The organism is Treponema sp. OMZ 906 (genome assembly GCF_024181185.1).
Classification (GTDB): domain Bacteria; phylum Spirochaetota; class Spirochaetia; order Treponematales; family Treponemataceae; genus Treponema.
Map to the genome: position 1 here is coordinate 1474273 of NZ_CP051196.1, position 17662 is coordinate 1491934.

A 17662-nucleotide genomic window follows, 5' to 3' on the forward strand; every position below is an offset into this window, starting at 1 on the left:
TTCTACAGTCCGTTTTTTGCGGAGCTTTGTATCCGCAGTTCAGCTCGTTTTAAGATCTCCTGTACTAAAATCGCACGGATACGCTCAATACGGATCTCATCGAGCTGGAAAGGTTCTTCAAGATGAAACGTACCGTTTAGCATCAAAAAGGCAATATGGGCGGTTTGGGTTTGATACAGAAGCGCAAGGCAGGCTTCGGGGCTTAAACCTTCGATAAAGCCGAGATTGATGCCGAGTTTTATCTTGAACACAAGGTCTATCGTATCTTTTACATCGAGCAAGTATGCATTTTTAGCAATACTGAACGCTTTAATGACATCATCTTGAATACGCCACAGCTGCGTCCTTACCAATGAATCCCGCAATTCCCGCTCCTCATTGATAAGCGTTCTAATGGCGGTCATTATCATACCAATTTGTACCTCATCGGTATAGCCCGCGGAGCTTTTCGTAGAAATGAGGTATAGATAACCGAGCATCCGCTTTGTATTTTGCGCATAATATGCGTGCACTTCAAAATTCTGCTTTGTAAGCGCCTCTATCTTTTCCTGTATCTTGTTTGTTAACGAATGACCTGGCAGCGAACACAATACTGAATACTTTATACCGCTCCCAATATTCATCACATCAGAAGAAAGATAGCCGAAATCCTGGACTGCGCTGAATTCCAGCGTTTCAGCCAAGGTATCGATGATGTTTTTTCCCAGCGTAAAGCATTTTTGAAGTTCAAAGCCTGCATAGAACGCCGAAAGCCTGATGTGGTCTTTGATATTCACGGTTGCCGAAAGGATACCGTCATCACGAACAATGACCCCCGTACCGAAATTCCGCTCCAGATTTGCTGGGATAATATTCCGCTCTTCAAAAATCTTTTTTGCTATTGCATCCAACGTATCGAGCCTAATGGGATGAAAGCCGTCAACAGGAGGCAGCGTTTGGAATGCGGAAACTACAGTTCGATATACTGTTTCAGCATCTTCTTTACCGAGTGTCGGAGGAAAGCGGTAGTTCTTTAAGTTCCGTACAATACGTACCCGCGAAGAAAGCACCGTATCGTTGTCGTGTCCCGAATAGGTATACCATGCGTTTGAAGCAGCAAACATCCTAGGACGAAACCTCCTGCTCTTTTATCTTATCGCGGAGGTATGCAGCCAGCTCATATTCTTCATTCTCTACCGCTTTTTGCAGTTCATCTTCAAGATGTTGCAACGAGACTGCCACGTCCGAAAATGTCTCCGGTTGTAACGGCAAATTTCCAGCGTAAAAGATCTCTCCGGAACCTTCCTGCATAAACTTTAATACGGTATCGCGAAAATAAAAAAAACAACGAGGGCAGCCGATCACTTTTTTTTCTTTGACACGGCTGAGCGGCATCCCGCAATCGGGACACGCAAGAGGGTGGGCACTCTCATTTACCTTTTCTCGAGCGTCCAATTTAGGTACAAGGCCGTCAAAAATTGCTTTGAGCGAAAGAGACATTTCCTTATCATCGGAATAAATATGGTGTTTTTTAGCACATGCTCTGCAAAGATACAACTCTTTTGTCTTTCCGCCTACAATCTGCCGCACAAGCATAGAGGCATTATGTTTTCCGCATATTTGACATATCATGCTGCCTTCCTCATTCCCTTCTAATATTTTTCCAAGGTTTGTAATTTCCTTAGAAGCATACAGACAATGATTGATAAAATCAAGGACTAAGCTAAGGGTTGTTCTTTTATGTCGCGGGAGGCAGTATGCCGTTGACGTTTGCGGACAAAGGTTGCATGAGACATCCCGAGACTTTCTGCCGCAAGCCGTACATTGCCGTAGGTCTTATACGCAAAGTCGATGTACTCTGCTTCTATATCCGCGAGCGCAGCCTTTAGATCGTGGATACTGTCAGGCTGCTTTACCGGTATGTACAAGGGCTCCGTCTGCGGCTTACACGGGGTAATAAACGTATTCATGGCCGTAATTTCATCGCTGTCGGTAACGATAACAGCCCGTTCCACAATATTCCGCAGCTCGCGGATATTACCGGGCCATTCGTAACCAACCATCAGCCGGAGCGCTGCATCGGAAAAGTATTTATGGAATGCATATTTCCGGTTAAGCTGTTCGAGAAAAAGCTGCGCCAGCGGGATGATGTCGTTACGGCGTTCGCGGAGCGGCGGAATGTGCAGCGGGAACACCATCATCCGGTAATACAGGTCTTTTCGGAATTTCTTTTTCTTAACCATTTCTTCCAAATTACGGTTCGTTGCCGCAATGACGCGTATATCTACCGGAATGGGCTTTGTTCCACCGATACGCTTTACCTCATGCTCTTGCAGCACCCGCAGTAACTTTACCTGCATATTCAGCGGCAGCTCGCCGATTTCATCGAGGAAAATCGTCCCTTGGTCGGCTACCTCGAAAAGTCCTGCTTTGCCGTTCTTATCAGCGCCGGTAAAAGCACCTCGTTCATAGCCGAATAGCTCGCTTTCTATCAGATTTGCGGGAATGGCACCACAATTCACGCTGATAAATGATTTTTTACTGCGGCGGCTTTGGCTGTGAACATATTGTGCAAACACTTCTTTACCGACACCTGTTTCACCGCTAATCATCACCGTTGTATCGAGCGGGGCAACCTTATCGGCCATACGGATAATCGAAAGTGTTACTTTATCGGCGGCAATAAAATCGGTTTTATCAAGGAACTGAGTCCTGATATGTTCCAACTCTTTATGAAGACGCAACCGCTCCTCGTTTCTGGATTCAATTTCTTCTCTCAGATGATGGATCTCGGTCATATCACGGACATTAGTGATGACCATTTCGATCTTATCGTCGGGGCCGAACACCGGCGTACTGGTAATCAACGCCTGCCGCCCCGTGCTAAATTTTTGCTGCAGTGTTACCGGCTTGCCGGTTCTGATAGCGATTAAGGACCCCGACTGAGAGATTGTACCGCTCTCTTCAAGCTGTTTCATGTTACAACCCATCACATCGTCGCGACAAATACCGGTAATCATCTCGTACGCTTTATTTGCCCGCAGCGTATTAGCCTGTCCATCGGTGATATAAATACCGTCAAACATATTTTCAATGATGGAATCGAGCTGCTTTTCCGCATCCAGCCGGATCGGACAAGAATCTTTTCTTAAACATTCATACTCAGACATAGCACCACCCTCCCACTATCTTTTATGATTTGAGCGGAGTTATTCTAATATGTCGGATAAGTTCTCCTTCCATATCATATACTTGAAACATATATTCACCGATTTGAGCTTCACATCCAACCGTCGGCGTTTTTCCTATTGCCTGTAAATAATTGAATAGATACCCCGCAACGGTGTGCCCGTAAGATTCATCGAAGTCTGCATCGAGCCTCTTATTAACCTCTTTCATACTGATACCGCCGTTTACGATATAGTCCCCACCGGTTTCATGATTATGTACTTCAGGATCATTGAAATACTTACGGACGGCAAAAAGGATTGCGATAGCGATAACACCTAACAGAGAGCTCTGCATACTGCTGTGATCCATAATGAGCGCACGAGCAATCGTATACAAAAGTACCTCGATAGCGCTGCCCGGCGTATGCTTTGTGAGCATCTTTACAAACTCGATACCGATAACCAGCTCGAATACCGTTGAAAGAAATTCCGCAAATGAGGGAATCTCCGTACCTGCAAACGTACTGATGATAAAGCCTTTCAGCTGTACAAGAACGCGAATACAGAGAAGCAAAATTCCGATAATGACTACAAGGGCAAGCAAAATTTCCGTATAGCTTGCCAGCAAACCTAAATATCGCCTAAGGTTTTGTTTGTTCAGTTTCGCTTTTAATTTATTCATTATCGAATATTATACACTGAAATGCTCAAAAGAAAAGAGTTAATTGACAATAAGTGGGCAAATTAATGGATAATGGGTAATCGCCGACTTAATTACACATACCAAATCAAATTACACGCGTTGACAGGCCGGACTAATTGCGTTACCATTTAAGCAAATGTAATAAATAACTTACATTGGGAGCATTGTATATGGAAAAGTTAAGCGCATTAAAAGAAAAGACAAAAGCGAAAGTTATCGAAATACTCGGAGACACGCATTTTCAAAGCAGAATAATATCCATCGGTATAACAGTCGGAAGCGAAATCGAAGTAATTCAGAATTATAAAAAACAGCCGGTGCTTATGTATTGCAGAAACACCACGATTGCAGTCAATAAAAAAGAGGCTGATAAGATTATGATGGAGATATTATAGCTATGAAAAAAATAACCATTGCGCTGCTTGGTCAACCGAATTCGGGGAAATCAACATTATTTAACGGACTTACAGGTGCAAATCAGCATGTCGGCAACTGGCCGGGAAAAACCGTAGAGAAAAAGGAAGGAGACTTTTCGCATAAGGGTACCGACTATACAATCGTCGATTTACCCGGCTCTTACGGCTTGTCGGCACACTCCGAAGAAGAAGTCATTACACGAGAATATATAGCGAATGGAAAGGCCGACCTTGTTGCGATTATGGCGGATGCGTCGCAGTTAAACCGGAGTCTTTTTATGCTATCCGATTATGCCGGTATACAAGTTCCCGTTGTCCTTATTATGAATATGATGGATATTGCGCATCAGCAAGGTAAGATGGTGGATATTGACGGATTGCAGAAAGCGCTGAATATACCGGTTATCCCGATTATCGCAGCAGACAAAAAAGAATACGCTTCCCTGTATGACTTTTTAGAACACCGGAACGGAGCGCTTTTAAAAGATGAAGTGCTGAAAACATTATACGAAGATACGATTGGCGAAAAATATCGTGCGTTGGAAACGTATATTCCGAAGGACGGCATCGGCGTTTTTTCACAAACGTGGATTATAAGTAAACTTGTTGAAAAAGATCAAAAAGCGATTGAATTGGTACAAACAGCGGTCGATGCGACGCAATTTAAAAATATCGAAAGCATATTACAGGACATAAAAGACGGCAATTTATATACCGGACAATGTAAATTTAATTGGGTAGATTCGCTCATTAAAAAATACGTTACGGAAAATCGGCATACTTTTACCAGAAGCACATTCGATAGGCTCGCGACAAGTAAAACATGGGGTAAACCGATTGCTGTCGGCATTATCATTGCGGGATTAATTGTTTCGATGCTAATCGGTTTTCCGTTAATGGGAATATTTTGGGTTGCTATTCCGCCGCTTTCCGGTTTACTGGCGAAAGGGCTTATGCTCCTTGGCGCTGCAAATTGGATAATCTCGCTTGTGTGCGGCGCAGTTATGACTGCCGTTACGTTTGCGTTTATGATGGTCAGCTATGTATTCGGCGTCAGTTTAGTGTTCGGATTTATGGAAGATGTCGGCTATATGGCACGGGTTTCCTATGTGTTTGATAACACGATGTCTAAATTGGGATTGCAGGGAAAAGCGATTATGCCTTTCTTGGTGAGCTTCGGCTGCAATATCGGAGGCGTTACCGGATCGAGGATTATCGACTCATGGGGGCAGCGGGTTATGACGATAGCGCTTTCGTGGGTGGTGCCGTGCGGGGCGACATGGGGCGTTGTGGGTGTCGTCAGCGGAGCCTTCTTCGGTAAGCAAGCGGTTTTTGTTGTTTTGAGCTTATTTGCCGTTGCATTTTTACACCTCTTAGTTACATACCGGATTTTCAGAAAATCGCTTTATAAAGGTGATGAAAATCTTGGCATGATTATGGAGCTGCCCCCTTATCATAAACCGCATTGGAAAAATCTCTTTGCTTCCGTTTTGAATAAAATGGGCAATGTGTTTAAAAGAGCGTTGAGTGTTATCGTACTTATTTCCGTGGTATTTTGGGCGCTTGCGTATACGCCGGACGGAAACATAACAAACAGCATCATTTATAAAATCGGTATGTTTATAGAACCCGTCACAAAAATCTTCGGATTACCGTGGCAGCTTTTTATGGCATTTGTTGCCTCGGCGATGGGGAAAGAATCCGCGCTGGGAGTGCTGGCATCCCTGTTTACGTCATCCGGTATCTGGAATGCCGTTGCAACGCGGGGTACCGTTGATACGGCGGTTTTGAGCAACACGATGCTCGCGGCTATTTCAAAACCCGAAGCACTTGCATTCCTCTTTGCGTTTTTCTTTAATATGCCGTGCTTGATGGCGCTTGCCGCTACCGCACAGGAAACGCACTCTAAAAAATGGACGATAACCATTGCGGTGTATTATATTTTTTCCGCACTTGTAATTGCCGCTATCGCGTATCACATCGGGATGCTTATCTTTTAGAAAATAGCCCTGTTCCGAAACGGAAGTTTTCGAACGGGTTTAGCGGCCGTAACATGCTCATACGCTTATTGGAATTGTTAAAATCGGGAAAAACATATACGCTTCAGGAACTCGCCGAGCTTGCGGATATGGATGCCGCAAGCGTCAAGGCGGAAATAGAATATCTTGAACACACCGGTTATATTAAACCCGGGGCTATTCAAAAAGAAGAAACAAAAAAACACAACGCTTGCCATCATCACTGCAAAGGATGTAATGGGTGCGGCTGATAGCACAGCCTGTTATGAACCAAGAAAATTGAAATTTTGCTCCAAAGCTCTGCAGCGGAATTTGCGCTTTTTACCGTTTTGCATTATACTTGCTACATGAGAGAGTTTATGAGCCGTGCACTGCAGAAACTGCCACGCATGAACGATTCGCAGCTGCGCTCTTTTATTCAGTTGATTGTCGATGACTATGCACTGTTTGATGCGATGATGGATTCGCTTACAAGCGGCGTCATCATTCTGGATTCCGATCATACCATTATAAAAACTAACCGCGCAGCTTTGCGTATCCTCGGTATCCCGCTTTCTGAAAGCCCCGAACGGCCGCTGTGGGCGTCTATTCCCGACACCAAGCTGGCGGATTTTATCCATACGGTGATAAAAAATGAAGAGACATGTACCGCAGAGGAATTTGTCATTGTTGCCGATGAGGGAAATCACTACATTGAGCTTTCGGTACTGCCGCTTGTAAAAGAAAAAAGGGTGCGCGGTACGATTATCACCGTTGAAGATATTACGCAGCGAAAGCGAGAAGAAATCAACAACCGGCGGCTTGAAAACCTCGCAAGCCTTACCAATCTTGCAGCCGCGGTTGCGCACGAAATAAAAAATCCGCTTGCGGCCATCAGTATCCACGTCCAACTGCTGCGGAAGAACTTTAAAGCATGCAATTTGGAAATTAACGCAAAGGCGCAAAAGCACCTCGATGTAGTAGAAGAAGAAATTGAGCGATTAAATAAGATTGTGGTGGACTTTCTCTTTGCCGTTCGACCGCTCCAGTGTGAATTTGCACCGGTCGATGTAAACGAACTTATTAAAAATCTTTTTGCTACCTTTCAGGAAGAATTTTCCGCTGCAGGTATTTCTTTTGTTCCTCAGCTCGACGGCGAACTGCCGATTATTCAAGCGGACGAACGCTTTTTACGCCAAGCGCTGATGAATATTCTAACCAATGCAAAAGCGGCGATGATGCCTGCGGGCGGAGAACTCGGCATTACGACACGGTATGACGAAGAAAACGTATATATCGCTATTACCGATACGGGAAAAGGCATTCCGCCCGACATACTGCATAAGATTTTTGAGCCGTATTTTACAACAAAGCCGGACGGAAGCGGGCTCGGCCTTACCATGACATATAAGGTGATTAAAGAGCACGGCGGTGATATTCAGGTCCATTCGGAGATCGGCAAGGGAACCCGTTTTACGCTAATCTTGCCTATTACTCACAGTGAGAGACCGCTTCTATTGGAAGCACATACTGCATACGATAATAGTACAAAACCTCAATTTGAGAGCATAAAAGATGAAATTTAAGATTTTAGTTATCGACGACGAAAAGAATATCCGCGAAGGGCTCCAGATGGCACTCGAGGACGAAGGTTATGAGGTACTGACTGCGGAAGACGGGGCAGACGGACTGCATAAAGCGCTGTCGGAGATGGTAGACCTTGTCATCACCGATCTGCGAATGCCGGGCATCGGTGGGCAAGAAATTCTCCGCAGGGTAACTTCGGAAACGCCGGGCGTACCGGTTATCGTGTTGACCGGCCATGGTACCGTCGAAACCGCCGTCGAAGCGATGCGCATGGGCGCGTATGATTTTTTAACCAAGCCGCTCGACCTTGACCGGCTTTCCCTGCTGGTAAAACGCGCTCTCCAGAACCGCGAGCTGGTGCTGCAGCACCGCGAACTTGTCGAACAGATGCAGTCGGACAAAACATTCGAGCACATCATCGGGAAGAGCGCGGCGATGGAGCATGTCTTTGAGATGATCAGAAAGGTTGCTCCCTCACGGGCATCCGTGCTTATCACCGGCGAAAGCGGTGTGGGGAAAGAGCTTATTGCAAGCGCAATCCACAACCTTTCCCCGCGAAAAAACAACAGCTATATCAAGGTGCACTGCGCCGCGCTTGCGGAAAGCTTACTGGAAAGCGAACTGTTCGGGCACGAAAAGGGTGCATATACCGGCGCGGTCAGCCAAAAGCGGGGACGCTTTGAACTTGCCGACGGCGGCACGATCTTTTTGGATGAAATCGGAGAAATCAATCAGAGTTTGCAGATAAAAATACTGCGCGTATTGCAGGAAAAACAGTTCGAGCGGGTGGGCGGCGAAAAGTCAATCACGGTAGATACTCGTCTTATTACGGCAACCAACCGCGATCTTGAAAAGGAAGTCGCCGCCGGTACATTCCGCAGCGATCTGTATTACCGCCTGAATGTGGTACATATCCACGTGCCGCCGCTTCGGGAACGGAAAGAGGATATCCCGCTGTTGATTGCCGCCTTTATCAAAGAATTTACGGAAGAAAACGCAAAACAGATTACCACCATCGAACCGAAAGCCCGCGCAGCGCTCTATGCCTACGATTGGCCCGGCAATATCCGGCAGCTGAGGAACTGTCTGGAAAGCGCAGTCGTGATGAGCTCGGACGATACCATCCGCCTGTCCGATTTACCCGAACCGATACGCGAAGCGGAGCAGAATTCTTCCATCCGCATCCAAATCGGCACTCCCCTCGCCGAAGCGGAACGGCACATCATCATGGAAACCCTCGCAGCTTATAACGGGAATAAATCGAAAACCGCCGATATACTCGGCATCGGACGCAAAACCTTGCATAGAAAACTCGATGAATTTGCGGCACATGCTACTGATGCCACCGATTCTAGTGCGGAGTAAAACGGGTCGCACGGGGGTAAACCAACAGGCAGTATTAAAAAAAAGCTTTGTTACAGGTTTACGCCGACGACAAATCGGAAAACTCCCGGCCGTAAAAACGTTCGAACCGGATGCATATACTCTCCACCAATCTCCACCGATCTGTTTAATGCCACAAGGCAGTTTACATAGAGGGTGTCCAAATAGAGGTAGCCGCCGGTATGCGCTTTTGAAGCGAAATTCCCTGTCAGTATCCATGCATAGCCGGTATGAAAGGATATACGGTTTATAAACAGCGGTAAGAAAGAGCTACCGTTTTGCACGTCATAGCTAAAAAATGTAAGATCGCATACACCGGATATTCCTCCCGATACTTTGCCTGTTCCAAGCGAAGCAAATTTTTTCCGCATTGCATCAGTATTATATGCCGCAAAAGAGGGAAAATAATTAGTTTCCGTAACAGGGTAATGAGCGGCAATATGCGAATATGTTCCGTTTAAAGGATTAAACTGTGCATTGAATCCAAGATAACCGCTCAAAGTAAAGCGAAGCGGTACTACAGGAATATAGCCGTCAAACGATGCCTGAAAAACAGCAGCATTGGCTTTTTGTTCAACGCAGTATGCATGAGCAAGAGAGCTTGATATGGAGACACCTTGAAGATCCTTTGCAAAGAAAGGAGACCGTATTATGCGGGAACTGCGGACATTTCGGTAATAAAGCTGCCCTTCATGTGCAAGTACCGTATACTTGTATGGAAACGGATAGAAGGTTTTACCGGTATCGGATAAAGGCGCTATCCATGCTGCCGTTGCCAGATAAGAGAGTTTAAACATTTCCCATGAATAGGAAAGCGGAATAACGCTGCTTGCACCGACGCCAAATCCGGTTTTACGGTAGGTAAACGTCTTTGTATCAAGTTGATCAAAGACATTCATATTTAACGAAATAGGCCTAAAGTGATAGGCGGCATCGGCTTTTATTTGTGTAAAAAAAGGCTTTAGCAGAAATAGCAATGAAGAATTAACTTCGATTGTCTCCGTAGGATCAAGCATAGCCAGTTTTATCCCGATACCGTATCCCCCGTAACGCCGTATATCGGCAGGGATATTGGCTGTTGGCCGTACCTTTGCCCGCCACAGCCATGTGAGTGGCTGATACCGGCTCGGATTGAGAAGCTCAAGGTTAGGAAGTTTGGTCGATGCCGGTATATCCGGTTGAACAGTTATAGCTGTCGGTTGGACAGTTTTTACCGTAAGCTCCGATTCTTGCATAGTATATAAACGGTGATAGGCACCATGCTGCCCTACGTAAATGATGGAATGATTGCCGACTTCATTCGATAGCTGCTGTTTCTCCGGCAGTAGAATGGGAAAGAACACGCCGCCGGAAATATCGGTTTGCTGTGTTTTTATGATGCCGCTTTTAGGATAATAAAGACCGAGCCGATAGAGCATATTCATCTCAGCCCAAGAGAAAGCAAGGATATACTCATTACCGCTTTTTACCGATTGTAAGTAGCGGATCGCGTAGGGGGTATCTTGTTCAGGCAACGACGAAAGACGGCCTGTTTCGGTATCGATACGTAAAATAGTACGTTTTACCCCATTTGCTGCGATAAGGGCAACCTGCCCTTCTCCGATATAACAAGGACTATACAATGAGGCAAAGGATTGACCGGGACCAGCCGTATATAAAACTTTCTTAACTTCCTGTGTAGTACGATCAATCAATACTGCGGAAAATGATTGATTCTTTAGCCTTATGGAACAAAGTGTCTGATTGTCAACAAAACACGCCGCCATACTTGATGGTATCGGTTTACCGATAAATCGACGTTTTTTCATATCAAAAATACGTGAGCGCTTTTGCGATGTTTTATTACTTGTTTCAACTGAATCCGAGACAACGAGAAGAGAGCCGTCCTCCGAAAAAGACAGTTGATTTAACGAAAAATCCGCTGTAAAAAGCTTGACGGGTGTGGAAGCTGCAATGGTATTGTCTGTATTATCGATATTTACGTGTGTAAAATATATCGCTTGACTGTCAAAATCATAATAGGCAAAACCGTCATGGGAAGCTGCAAGAGCGCTATATCCAGACTTCTTTGTCTGAGAAACAAAGGGAGCAGGTTCATTCAGTTTTTCCGGCAGTGGAATAGTGTTGATAAATTGATTCCATGCGGCGCTTACCCCTTTATCATAAATGGACTTGAATTTTCCCGGTATAAAAAGTCTCCAGCTCAGTTTCCATAGCTTTGAATACGACTCCATCCCATACGTTTTTTGTAAAAAGTCGGCGAAATAACCGCCATAGATATACGGCCACAATCCGGTCGGATACATATCCCGCGAACTTGCAGCTTCTGTCCACGTCGGAGTGATGCCATCGATTTTATTCTGAATCAAATACTGTTTAATCAACGGATCATTTAAACGACCTTGTCCATGCAAACTTTCAAATGAAACAGCCGCTCCTTCTACAAAAGACATCGGTAAAATATTTAAAAGGGAAAAAGGAACGTCAAGCGTGAGAGCGTGAGTAAGTTCATGGTAAAAAACTTGTAAGAGTGTGTCGGGCAAATTACCGAGTGTCCCATCCGTAATCCCGGTATCGTAAAGGACAATGCGGCGATGCGGTGTCCGGGTAAAATATCCATTAAGTTCTTCCGTATCGGATACAAGGTATACCGGTATACGTCCTTTGATTTTCTGTTGCAGAGCGGTACATATTTCTTCGGCATAACCGTCGGCATATTCTTTCAGCAGTGCTGCAGAAGGAGCCGATGCTTCCCTATAGATAATTTCAAAATACTTGGTTTTAACAGACTGCAGCGGTTCTGTAAAAGCCGGAGCTATGGCGACAATGAAAAAAAAGAATATTCCTAAAAGTTTTGCTTTATTATTCCTATGCTGTTTCATGATTAATCAATCCTCAAGTTCCGAATAAAACCGATCAATAAGCTGCTGTTCACACTCGGCATACTGTCCATTGATAAAGAGCGGTAAATAGGTATCTTTAAACTCAAACCAGCTTTCAGCTTCTTTTTCAGGAATAATCGGATAAAAGGACACGGTATTACTTTGCGCAGCCTGTAAATCGCCGGGAGCATCACCGATTTTTAATATACATCCGTCTTTATATCTGCCGGTCTGTTTCAATGAGGCAATCACTTGCTTTTTGCTGCCGTTTTCTTGCGTAAAAATACCGTCCACAAACTTGATTAAACCGGCTTGCTCCCATTCGGCAGTCACGGCAGCATTATTGGCAGAACTGACAACAGCTATATCGGCAACGGCATAAATAGCTTCGATGCTTTCATAAACATACGGGAAAGGGATGCGGTCTTCCAGCGGTATTGCAGCAATAGTCTTATTGACATTTATCGACCATTGCTCGGCAAGTGCAAAAATAGGATGACCGACAGTTTGATATGCCTGCCTGATGCCTTCATTCGACAACTTTCCGCCCGAATTAAGGAAATGTTCATACGCTTCCAATCCGTCAACAGGAATAAAGTGCTTATCGATATACCGGCATACCTCAAAAAAGCCTTTAAAACGATTTATTGCACGCTTTTTGCTGAAGAGATTTATCTTATTCCAATAATGTAAAATCGGTTCCGCATGATCGCGCAAATTGAATATGTTTACCAGCTCCGGCCCGAAAGCACGGTAGTGCTTGAGGTTCATCGTATCCATAGCACAGCCGTCGCTGTCGATACAGACTAAAAAATCCTTCTTCCGTTGGAAATCCATCGCGGCCTCTCTTTAAGGAGCTTTTTTTAAGAATGCATCCTTAAAGCCTAATTTTTGGAAGTTTTCCAATATTGCACCCCGTTCATCTTTTTTCAGCGGTCCGATATAGACCTTATAAAAAATTCCCTTTGTCATAGGAGACTTTTCTACTGCGATAGGATACTGTTTACCATACCGCTGTACAAAACTTTCTACATTCAGCATATCCTTAAACCAACCGATTTGTACATAAAACGCTCCCTTTGTAAGGACATTGGCAGTATAGAGCTCTTCGGCAGGCTGTGTAACAACCGGTGACGCAGGCAAAGCCGGTTGTTCGGGTTCTTTGGGCGCAGGGATATATTCTTTCATCGGTACCCGGGGCTCCGACGGTACGAGCATAACATGATTTTCTGTAATCAAGTCATCTTCCGTAGTGTCATCCTTAGGCTCTTTCCCTGCAAGAGCTTCCTTAGCGATAACAACTTCCGGTTCGTCTTGCAACTCCTCCGATTCTTCTACCGGTTCTTCCTTAGGTTCAACGGCAGGAAGCTCCGGCTCGACTGTAGGCTTTTCCATATCTTTTTCAGACTCAGCTTCATCGACTGTTACCGGTTCCGGTTCAATCGGAGTTGACACTTCCGGCACCGGTGAAAGTAATGCATCTAAACCCGAAGCAGTCTCCGGAACGGCTATTTCCGCGACTTGCACTACCGGTTTTGTATACTCGGCGGAAGACTCGCTCTCTTCTTCTATCGGCGCTTCTTGAATAGGGGGGGCATCCAATACCGGTTTTTCAGCCTCTGCGGAATATTCGGATGATGCAGAAAATTCTACGGGTTCGGTTACCTCAGAAACGGCAGCAGGAGCCGGTACGATTTCCGGTTCCGGTAAAACAGGTTCCGATACTTCAGCTACAGGTGCGGCAGGTGCTGCCGGTGTCTTTTCGGGTTGAGAAGGTTCTTCCACTTCAGCGATCGGAGCCATCGGTTCTTCCGGTGCCTTTTCGGGTTGGGTGGGCTCTTCAACTTCGGCAATCGGAGACACCGGTTCTTCCGGTTCCGGTTGTACCGGCGTTTCAATTTCAGCTACCGTCATCGGTGCAACTTCTTCGTTTTTTTCTCCTTTGGGTTCGACTGCCGGCTTCACCGGTTCGGCTACCTCCGGAGGTGCAGGTTCATTCTGAATAACTGCTTCATTTTGAATAGGTTCTTCATACGGGTCTTTTCGGTTGTTATCCTCTTGTATCGGTTTTTCTGCTGGTTGTACCGGTTCCTCTATGGGGACAGCCTCTACAGGGGAAGTTTGAGGAGCCTCTTCTGCCGGTTTTTCAGGTACCGCCGTTGGGGTAGGCTGCCTCTCTTCAACTTTACCTAACAGCACAGGATCGGCACCTTCCTCGGCTACAAGTGGAGGTATGGAAACGCGGATGCGCACAGTACTATCTTCTTTAATTGCCAAAACCCTTGCTAAATCAGGCGACACCTTTACCAATACTCCCTGTGCCCCCTCATTATCGATAACAACTGCACGGGATGTTATATCTTGTTCCAAATTGGTGATTTCGATAAGCGTATACTTAGGGAATAAATCACTGGAAGCAAAGAGGCCTGCAGGGAATTCTTCCTGTGATCCGGCAACAGCATTACCTTCCCATACTGCCCATGTCAGTGCAGTGCTTAGTATTAACATACTCAGGACAGTCATTATTTTTTTGATCATCTGTATCCCCTTTTCCTCTATAAATTTTCCAACATACTTGTACCGATAGATTGACCGGCGCTTTTGATTTTCTGTTTCAATTCGTTTTCCGGCATTGTTTTCGGATCGATATTTTCTTCAAAAATGATTTTTTGGGAGGAAAAATCGATGAGCTTCCATTCAAGATTCTTCCATTCAATTACCGGTGTCTGTCTCTTCGCGATATTGTCCGAGGCCTGATTATATTCGCAATATAGTGCAACTAAACAGTCGATCGCTGAATCGAAACGTTTTATCAGTGCAGTATTATTTTTGTATTGCTCATAGTTTCCTACTATACATTCGACACTGGTAGCTACTATCCCTTGATCAAAACAGAAGTCAAAAAGCTCGGTTTCGAGCGCCATAGTCAGTTCGGTTGCCCCGGCCGGTGCATCGGAATTATAGATACAAGCAAAACCGATTGTTTTCGCATATACCGCACCATACAGCATAGTGCAGCATAAAAGCACTATCGGTATCCGCTTTTTCATAGTATATTCTCCGTAATCAATATCGGCAAAATAAAAAAAGGATAAAGGATAAACGAGACAGGGCAAACGCATCAGGCCGCTTTTTTAATATCCCCGCGAAAAAATTGAGACTATTCGACCAGAGTTGAACCTCTTCGCTGAGCAAAAAGCTCAGCATAGTGCTGCGCATTCTGCTTGGACTGCTGCACAAAGGCGTTGTCTTCCACATGACCGAGTACGGCATCCCGCTCCGCCCTATTCCGGTAGGTAATATCGCGAAAATGATTGGTGTAGTCTTTTTTCTTGGTAATAAGAACCTGCGCTTCGATGTAACGGTTCAAGCGGAGCGCTTCGTCAAGGTAGGTTCGCCAGTGTGATTCGCCAAGAACGGAAACTCCGGCGAGCCGGCAGAGTACGCTGTAGGCATGTTCTGCACGGTCAAAGGGATACCGTTCCCAGAGCCGGTCGTATTCGGCGTGGATTGCGTGCCACGAATTGAACACCCCTGCCCCAACCCTGCTGCGAAGCCGGTCATATTCGTCCTCGCGTATCAGCTGCCCGCCTGCATTGACCCACGGGATTGTTCCGTTTTGAAGATTAAACCGGCTGCATACACCACTGCGGCTAAACACCTCACCGTCGCTACCGGTTCCATCGATGTATTTTGCCAAAACGGTTACCCCGTACCATACGAGCATATCGCGGTACGCATACCATGCATCTACGCCGTGCAGAATCTTCACTGGGCGGGCGGAATGCTCGATGTTTTCGGCAGTAAGGGGCAGTTTTTTCAGCTCATCCTGTTTATGCGCTAAAAGGTTTTGAGCACTTTCGGGTTGATTTCCTGCCGCCGTCCATGCGGTTTCAAAGATGTGCTCCAGCAATTCCATTGCGTGCATAATTTCTCCGGCGGTATCGCAGGCAAGTACCTCGGTTTCAATCTTTTGCGTCTTTGTTTTCCGTTTATCCCGTTTTTTAAATTTATCGTTATTGCGGGCAAGCGCATACATATTATACATCCAAAAATAAGCGGGCATAATATCGAGGCAATTTTCCCGCAGATTATCGCTGACCAAGCTGAATGGAAAAGGAATATCCAGTTCGGCGGGATAATTGCCTTTATTCAACAGCACAAAGGACGCAAACCGGCAATTATGCTTGAGCGTCGCGGAAAGCCCCGGCCAAAATCCACGGCCGGCGATAATCTCTCCGTCGTTGCCGCGGGTATTGTGGTTTGAACCTACCGTAGCGGCGGCCGCCATATTGGACTGCCCCTGAATCATCGCAGCGATAAGGAATGAGTTGTTATGATGCTGCTCATGGTAGGGAAAGATCAACGCATTTAATACTTCGCAGCAGGAGATAGTTGAATTATCTCCCATCACGGAGTGAATGAGGCGGGCGCCGTATTTGAGCGTACAGTTATTTCCGAGCACAAAGCGCACGGCCTTAACGCCGTAGAACACGCGGCAGCCGTATCCGATAATTCCGTTGACCAGCTCAACGCCTTCCCCGATCTGCGTCGCTTCTGCTGCAGAAGACCGGATGGTTAGATTTTTTAGCTTATTGGCGCCCTTAATATAGACCGCCTCACCGAATCGGACATCCTTGATAATCCTACAGCTTTTAATCACTGCGTTATCGCCGACGGTACCGTAATAACCGCGGGCGGAGTCGCAAGAATCCTGCGTCAGCTTTTTCAGCTGCGCCATCAGCTTTGCATCATCGCGGTACCGCGCCCACATAAACGCATCGGCGCAAATCATATCCGCAAAGGGAAGAATTTCCCGTCCGCCTGCTTCGTTCATCACATCGATTGTAATGCGGACTGCTTCATCTTCCCCGTCTTTAATGACCCCTTCGCCGAACTTGGCATGATCGGTTGCCGCCATCTCATCTATTCTGCTTAAAATGACGGTATTCCCGATAATATAGTGCGCAAGATAGGCGCAGTCGTGCACGGCGCAATTCGCTCCGATATCGCAGGAGATAATTTTGCTGTTGGTAATCCCCGCGGGGACAATAAAATCATGGTAGCGCAGATAACATTCGGTTAAAGAGGAAATCCTCACCAATCCCGCAAAAAGCGAGTTTTTAATGAGCGATGGTGTAAAAGGATCTTCCACCAAAAAAGTATTCCAGTTAGTACAGGTATTTCCATTCTTGATGAGCGTTTCAACTTCGTTAAAGGTGAGCGGCCGCCATCGGTGCTTTTCGGCAGGGTTCTGCATAAAACGGACGGTATATTCATCCCGTCCGGAAGTAAGAAAAGATTTATTGACAAAATTAACCCCAAAGTCATCCGCTGTTATAACACGTACCGGCATACTTCCTCCAAGCTGCTGGAGCAAACACATTAGACGTTCTTCTGAATACCCCGCAGAATAATGGGGCTGTTCAACCAGAGTTGAACCTCTTCGCGGTTCAAATGGTTGCCCAGCCTCATTATTCTGCGAAATTTGATTTGTCTGTCTAATGTGTTTGCTCTTTTTCCGAAATAAACTGTGCGAAATTTT

General features: G+C 45.8%; 14 protein-coding genes. 5 read left to right on the top strand and 9 right to left on the bottom strand.

The genetic code is table 11. The features are described from left to right. Nucleotides 1-2: 2 nt before the first annotated feature. The 4 genes from E4N69_RS06605 to E4N69_RS06620 form a co-directional block, all read right to left on the bottom strand. Nucleotides 3-1103, bottom strand: a complete 1101-nt coding sequence (locus tag E4N69_RS06605) for an ATP--guanido phosphotransferase (RefSeq protein WP_162663576.1) — start codon at nucleotides 1101-1103, stop codon at nucleotides 3-5. Nucleotide 1104: 1 nt separating this feature from the next. Beyond that, complete coding sequence (locus tag E4N69_RS06610; protein ID WP_162663577.1) at nucleotides 1105-1611, bottom strand: UvrB/UvrC motif-containing protein; 507 nt, start codon at nucleotides 1609-1611, stop codon at nucleotides 1105-1107. An 86-nt stretch (nucleotides 1612-1697) separates the two neighbouring features. Beyond that, complete coding sequence (locus tag E4N69_RS06615; RefSeq protein ID WP_253713821.1) at nucleotides 1698-3149, bottom strand: sigma-54 interaction domain-containing protein; 1452 nt, start codon at nucleotides 3147-3149, stop codon at nucleotides 1698-1700. 22 nt (nucleotides 3150-3171) lie between these two features. After that, complete coding sequence (locus tag E4N69_RS06620; protein ID WP_162663579.1) at nucleotides 3172-3831, bottom strand: transporter associated domain-containing protein; 660 nt, start codon at nucleotides 3829-3831, stop codon at nucleotides 3172-3174. 191 nt (nucleotides 3832-4022) lie between these two features. On the opposite strand from E4N69_RS06620, the gene E4N69_RS06625 reads away from it, so the two are divergent. From E4N69_RS06625 to E4N69_RS06645, 5 genes are all read left to right on the top strand, one after another. Then, entirely contained in the window at nucleotides 4023-4247 is a 225-nt protein-coding gene (locus tag E4N69_RS06625) for a FeoA family protein (RefSeq protein ID WP_253823322.1), read from the top strand. A 2-nt stretch (nucleotides 4248-4249) separates the two neighbouring features. Beyond that, complete coding sequence (gene feoB, locus E4N69_RS06630; RefSeq protein WP_253823323.1) at nucleotides 4250-6268, top strand: ferrous iron transport protein B; 2019 nt, start codon at nucleotides 4250-4252, stop codon at nucleotides 6266-6268. 53 nt (nucleotides 6269-6321) lie between these two features. Next, nucleotides 6322-6537: a hypothetical protein gene (locus tag E4N69_RS06635; protein ID WP_253823324.1), complete on the top strand. Its 216-nt coding sequence runs from the start codon at nucleotides 6322-6324 to the stop codon at nucleotides 6535-6537. Nucleotides 6538-6633: 96 nt separating this feature from the next. Continuing rightward, a complete protein-coding gene (locus E4N69_RS06640) occupies nucleotides 6634-7851 on the top strand; it encodes a two-component system sensor histidine kinase NtrB (RefSeq protein ID WP_371922344.1) in 1218 nt (405 codons plus the stop codon). After that, nucleotides 7841-9217, top strand: coding sequence for a sigma-54-dependent transcriptional regulator (locus E4N69_RS06645; RefSeq protein ID WP_253823326.1), 1377 nt, complete (start codon nucleotides 7841-7843; stop codon nucleotides 9215-9217). The genes E4N69_RS06640 and E4N69_RS06645 overlap by 11 nt, the downstream gene beginning before the upstream one ends. 50 nt (nucleotides 9218-9267) lie before the next feature. Here E4N69_RS06645 and E4N69_RS06650 read toward each other — a convergent pair whose 3' ends face one another. The 5 genes from E4N69_RS06650 to E4N69_RS06670 form a co-directional block, all read right to left on the bottom strand. After that, complete coding sequence (locus E4N69_RS06650) at nucleotides 9268-12117, bottom strand: hypothetical protein (RefSeq protein WP_253823327.1); 2850 nt, start codon at nucleotides 12115-12117, stop codon at nucleotides 9268-9270. A gap of 6 nt (nucleotides 12118-12123) precedes the next feature. Beyond that, the gene (locus E4N69_RS06655) at nucleotides 12124-12954 is read right to left on the bottom strand and encodes an HAD family hydrolase (RefSeq protein ID WP_253823328.1); all 831 of its coding nucleotides are present in this window, start codon (nucleotides 12952-12954) and stop codon (nucleotides 12124-12126) included. Between the two features lie 12 nt (nucleotides 12955-12966). Beyond that, entirely contained in the window at nucleotides 12967-14655 is a 1689-nt protein-coding gene (locus tag E4N69_RS06660) for an SPOR domain-containing protein (RefSeq protein WP_253823329.1), read from the bottom strand. A gap of 17 nt (nucleotides 14656-14672) precedes the next feature. Then, entirely contained in the window at nucleotides 14673-15167 is a 495-nt protein-coding gene (locus E4N69_RS06665) for a hypothetical protein (protein ID WP_253713827.1), read from the bottom strand. Nucleotides 15168-15277: 110 nt separating this feature from the next. Then, nucleotides 15278-17473: a DUF4954 family protein gene (locus E4N69_RS06670; RefSeq protein WP_253823330.1), complete on the bottom strand. Its 2196-nt coding sequence runs from the start codon at nucleotides 17471-17473 to the stop codon at nucleotides 15278-15280. Nucleotides 17474-17662: the final 189 nt, after the last annotated feature.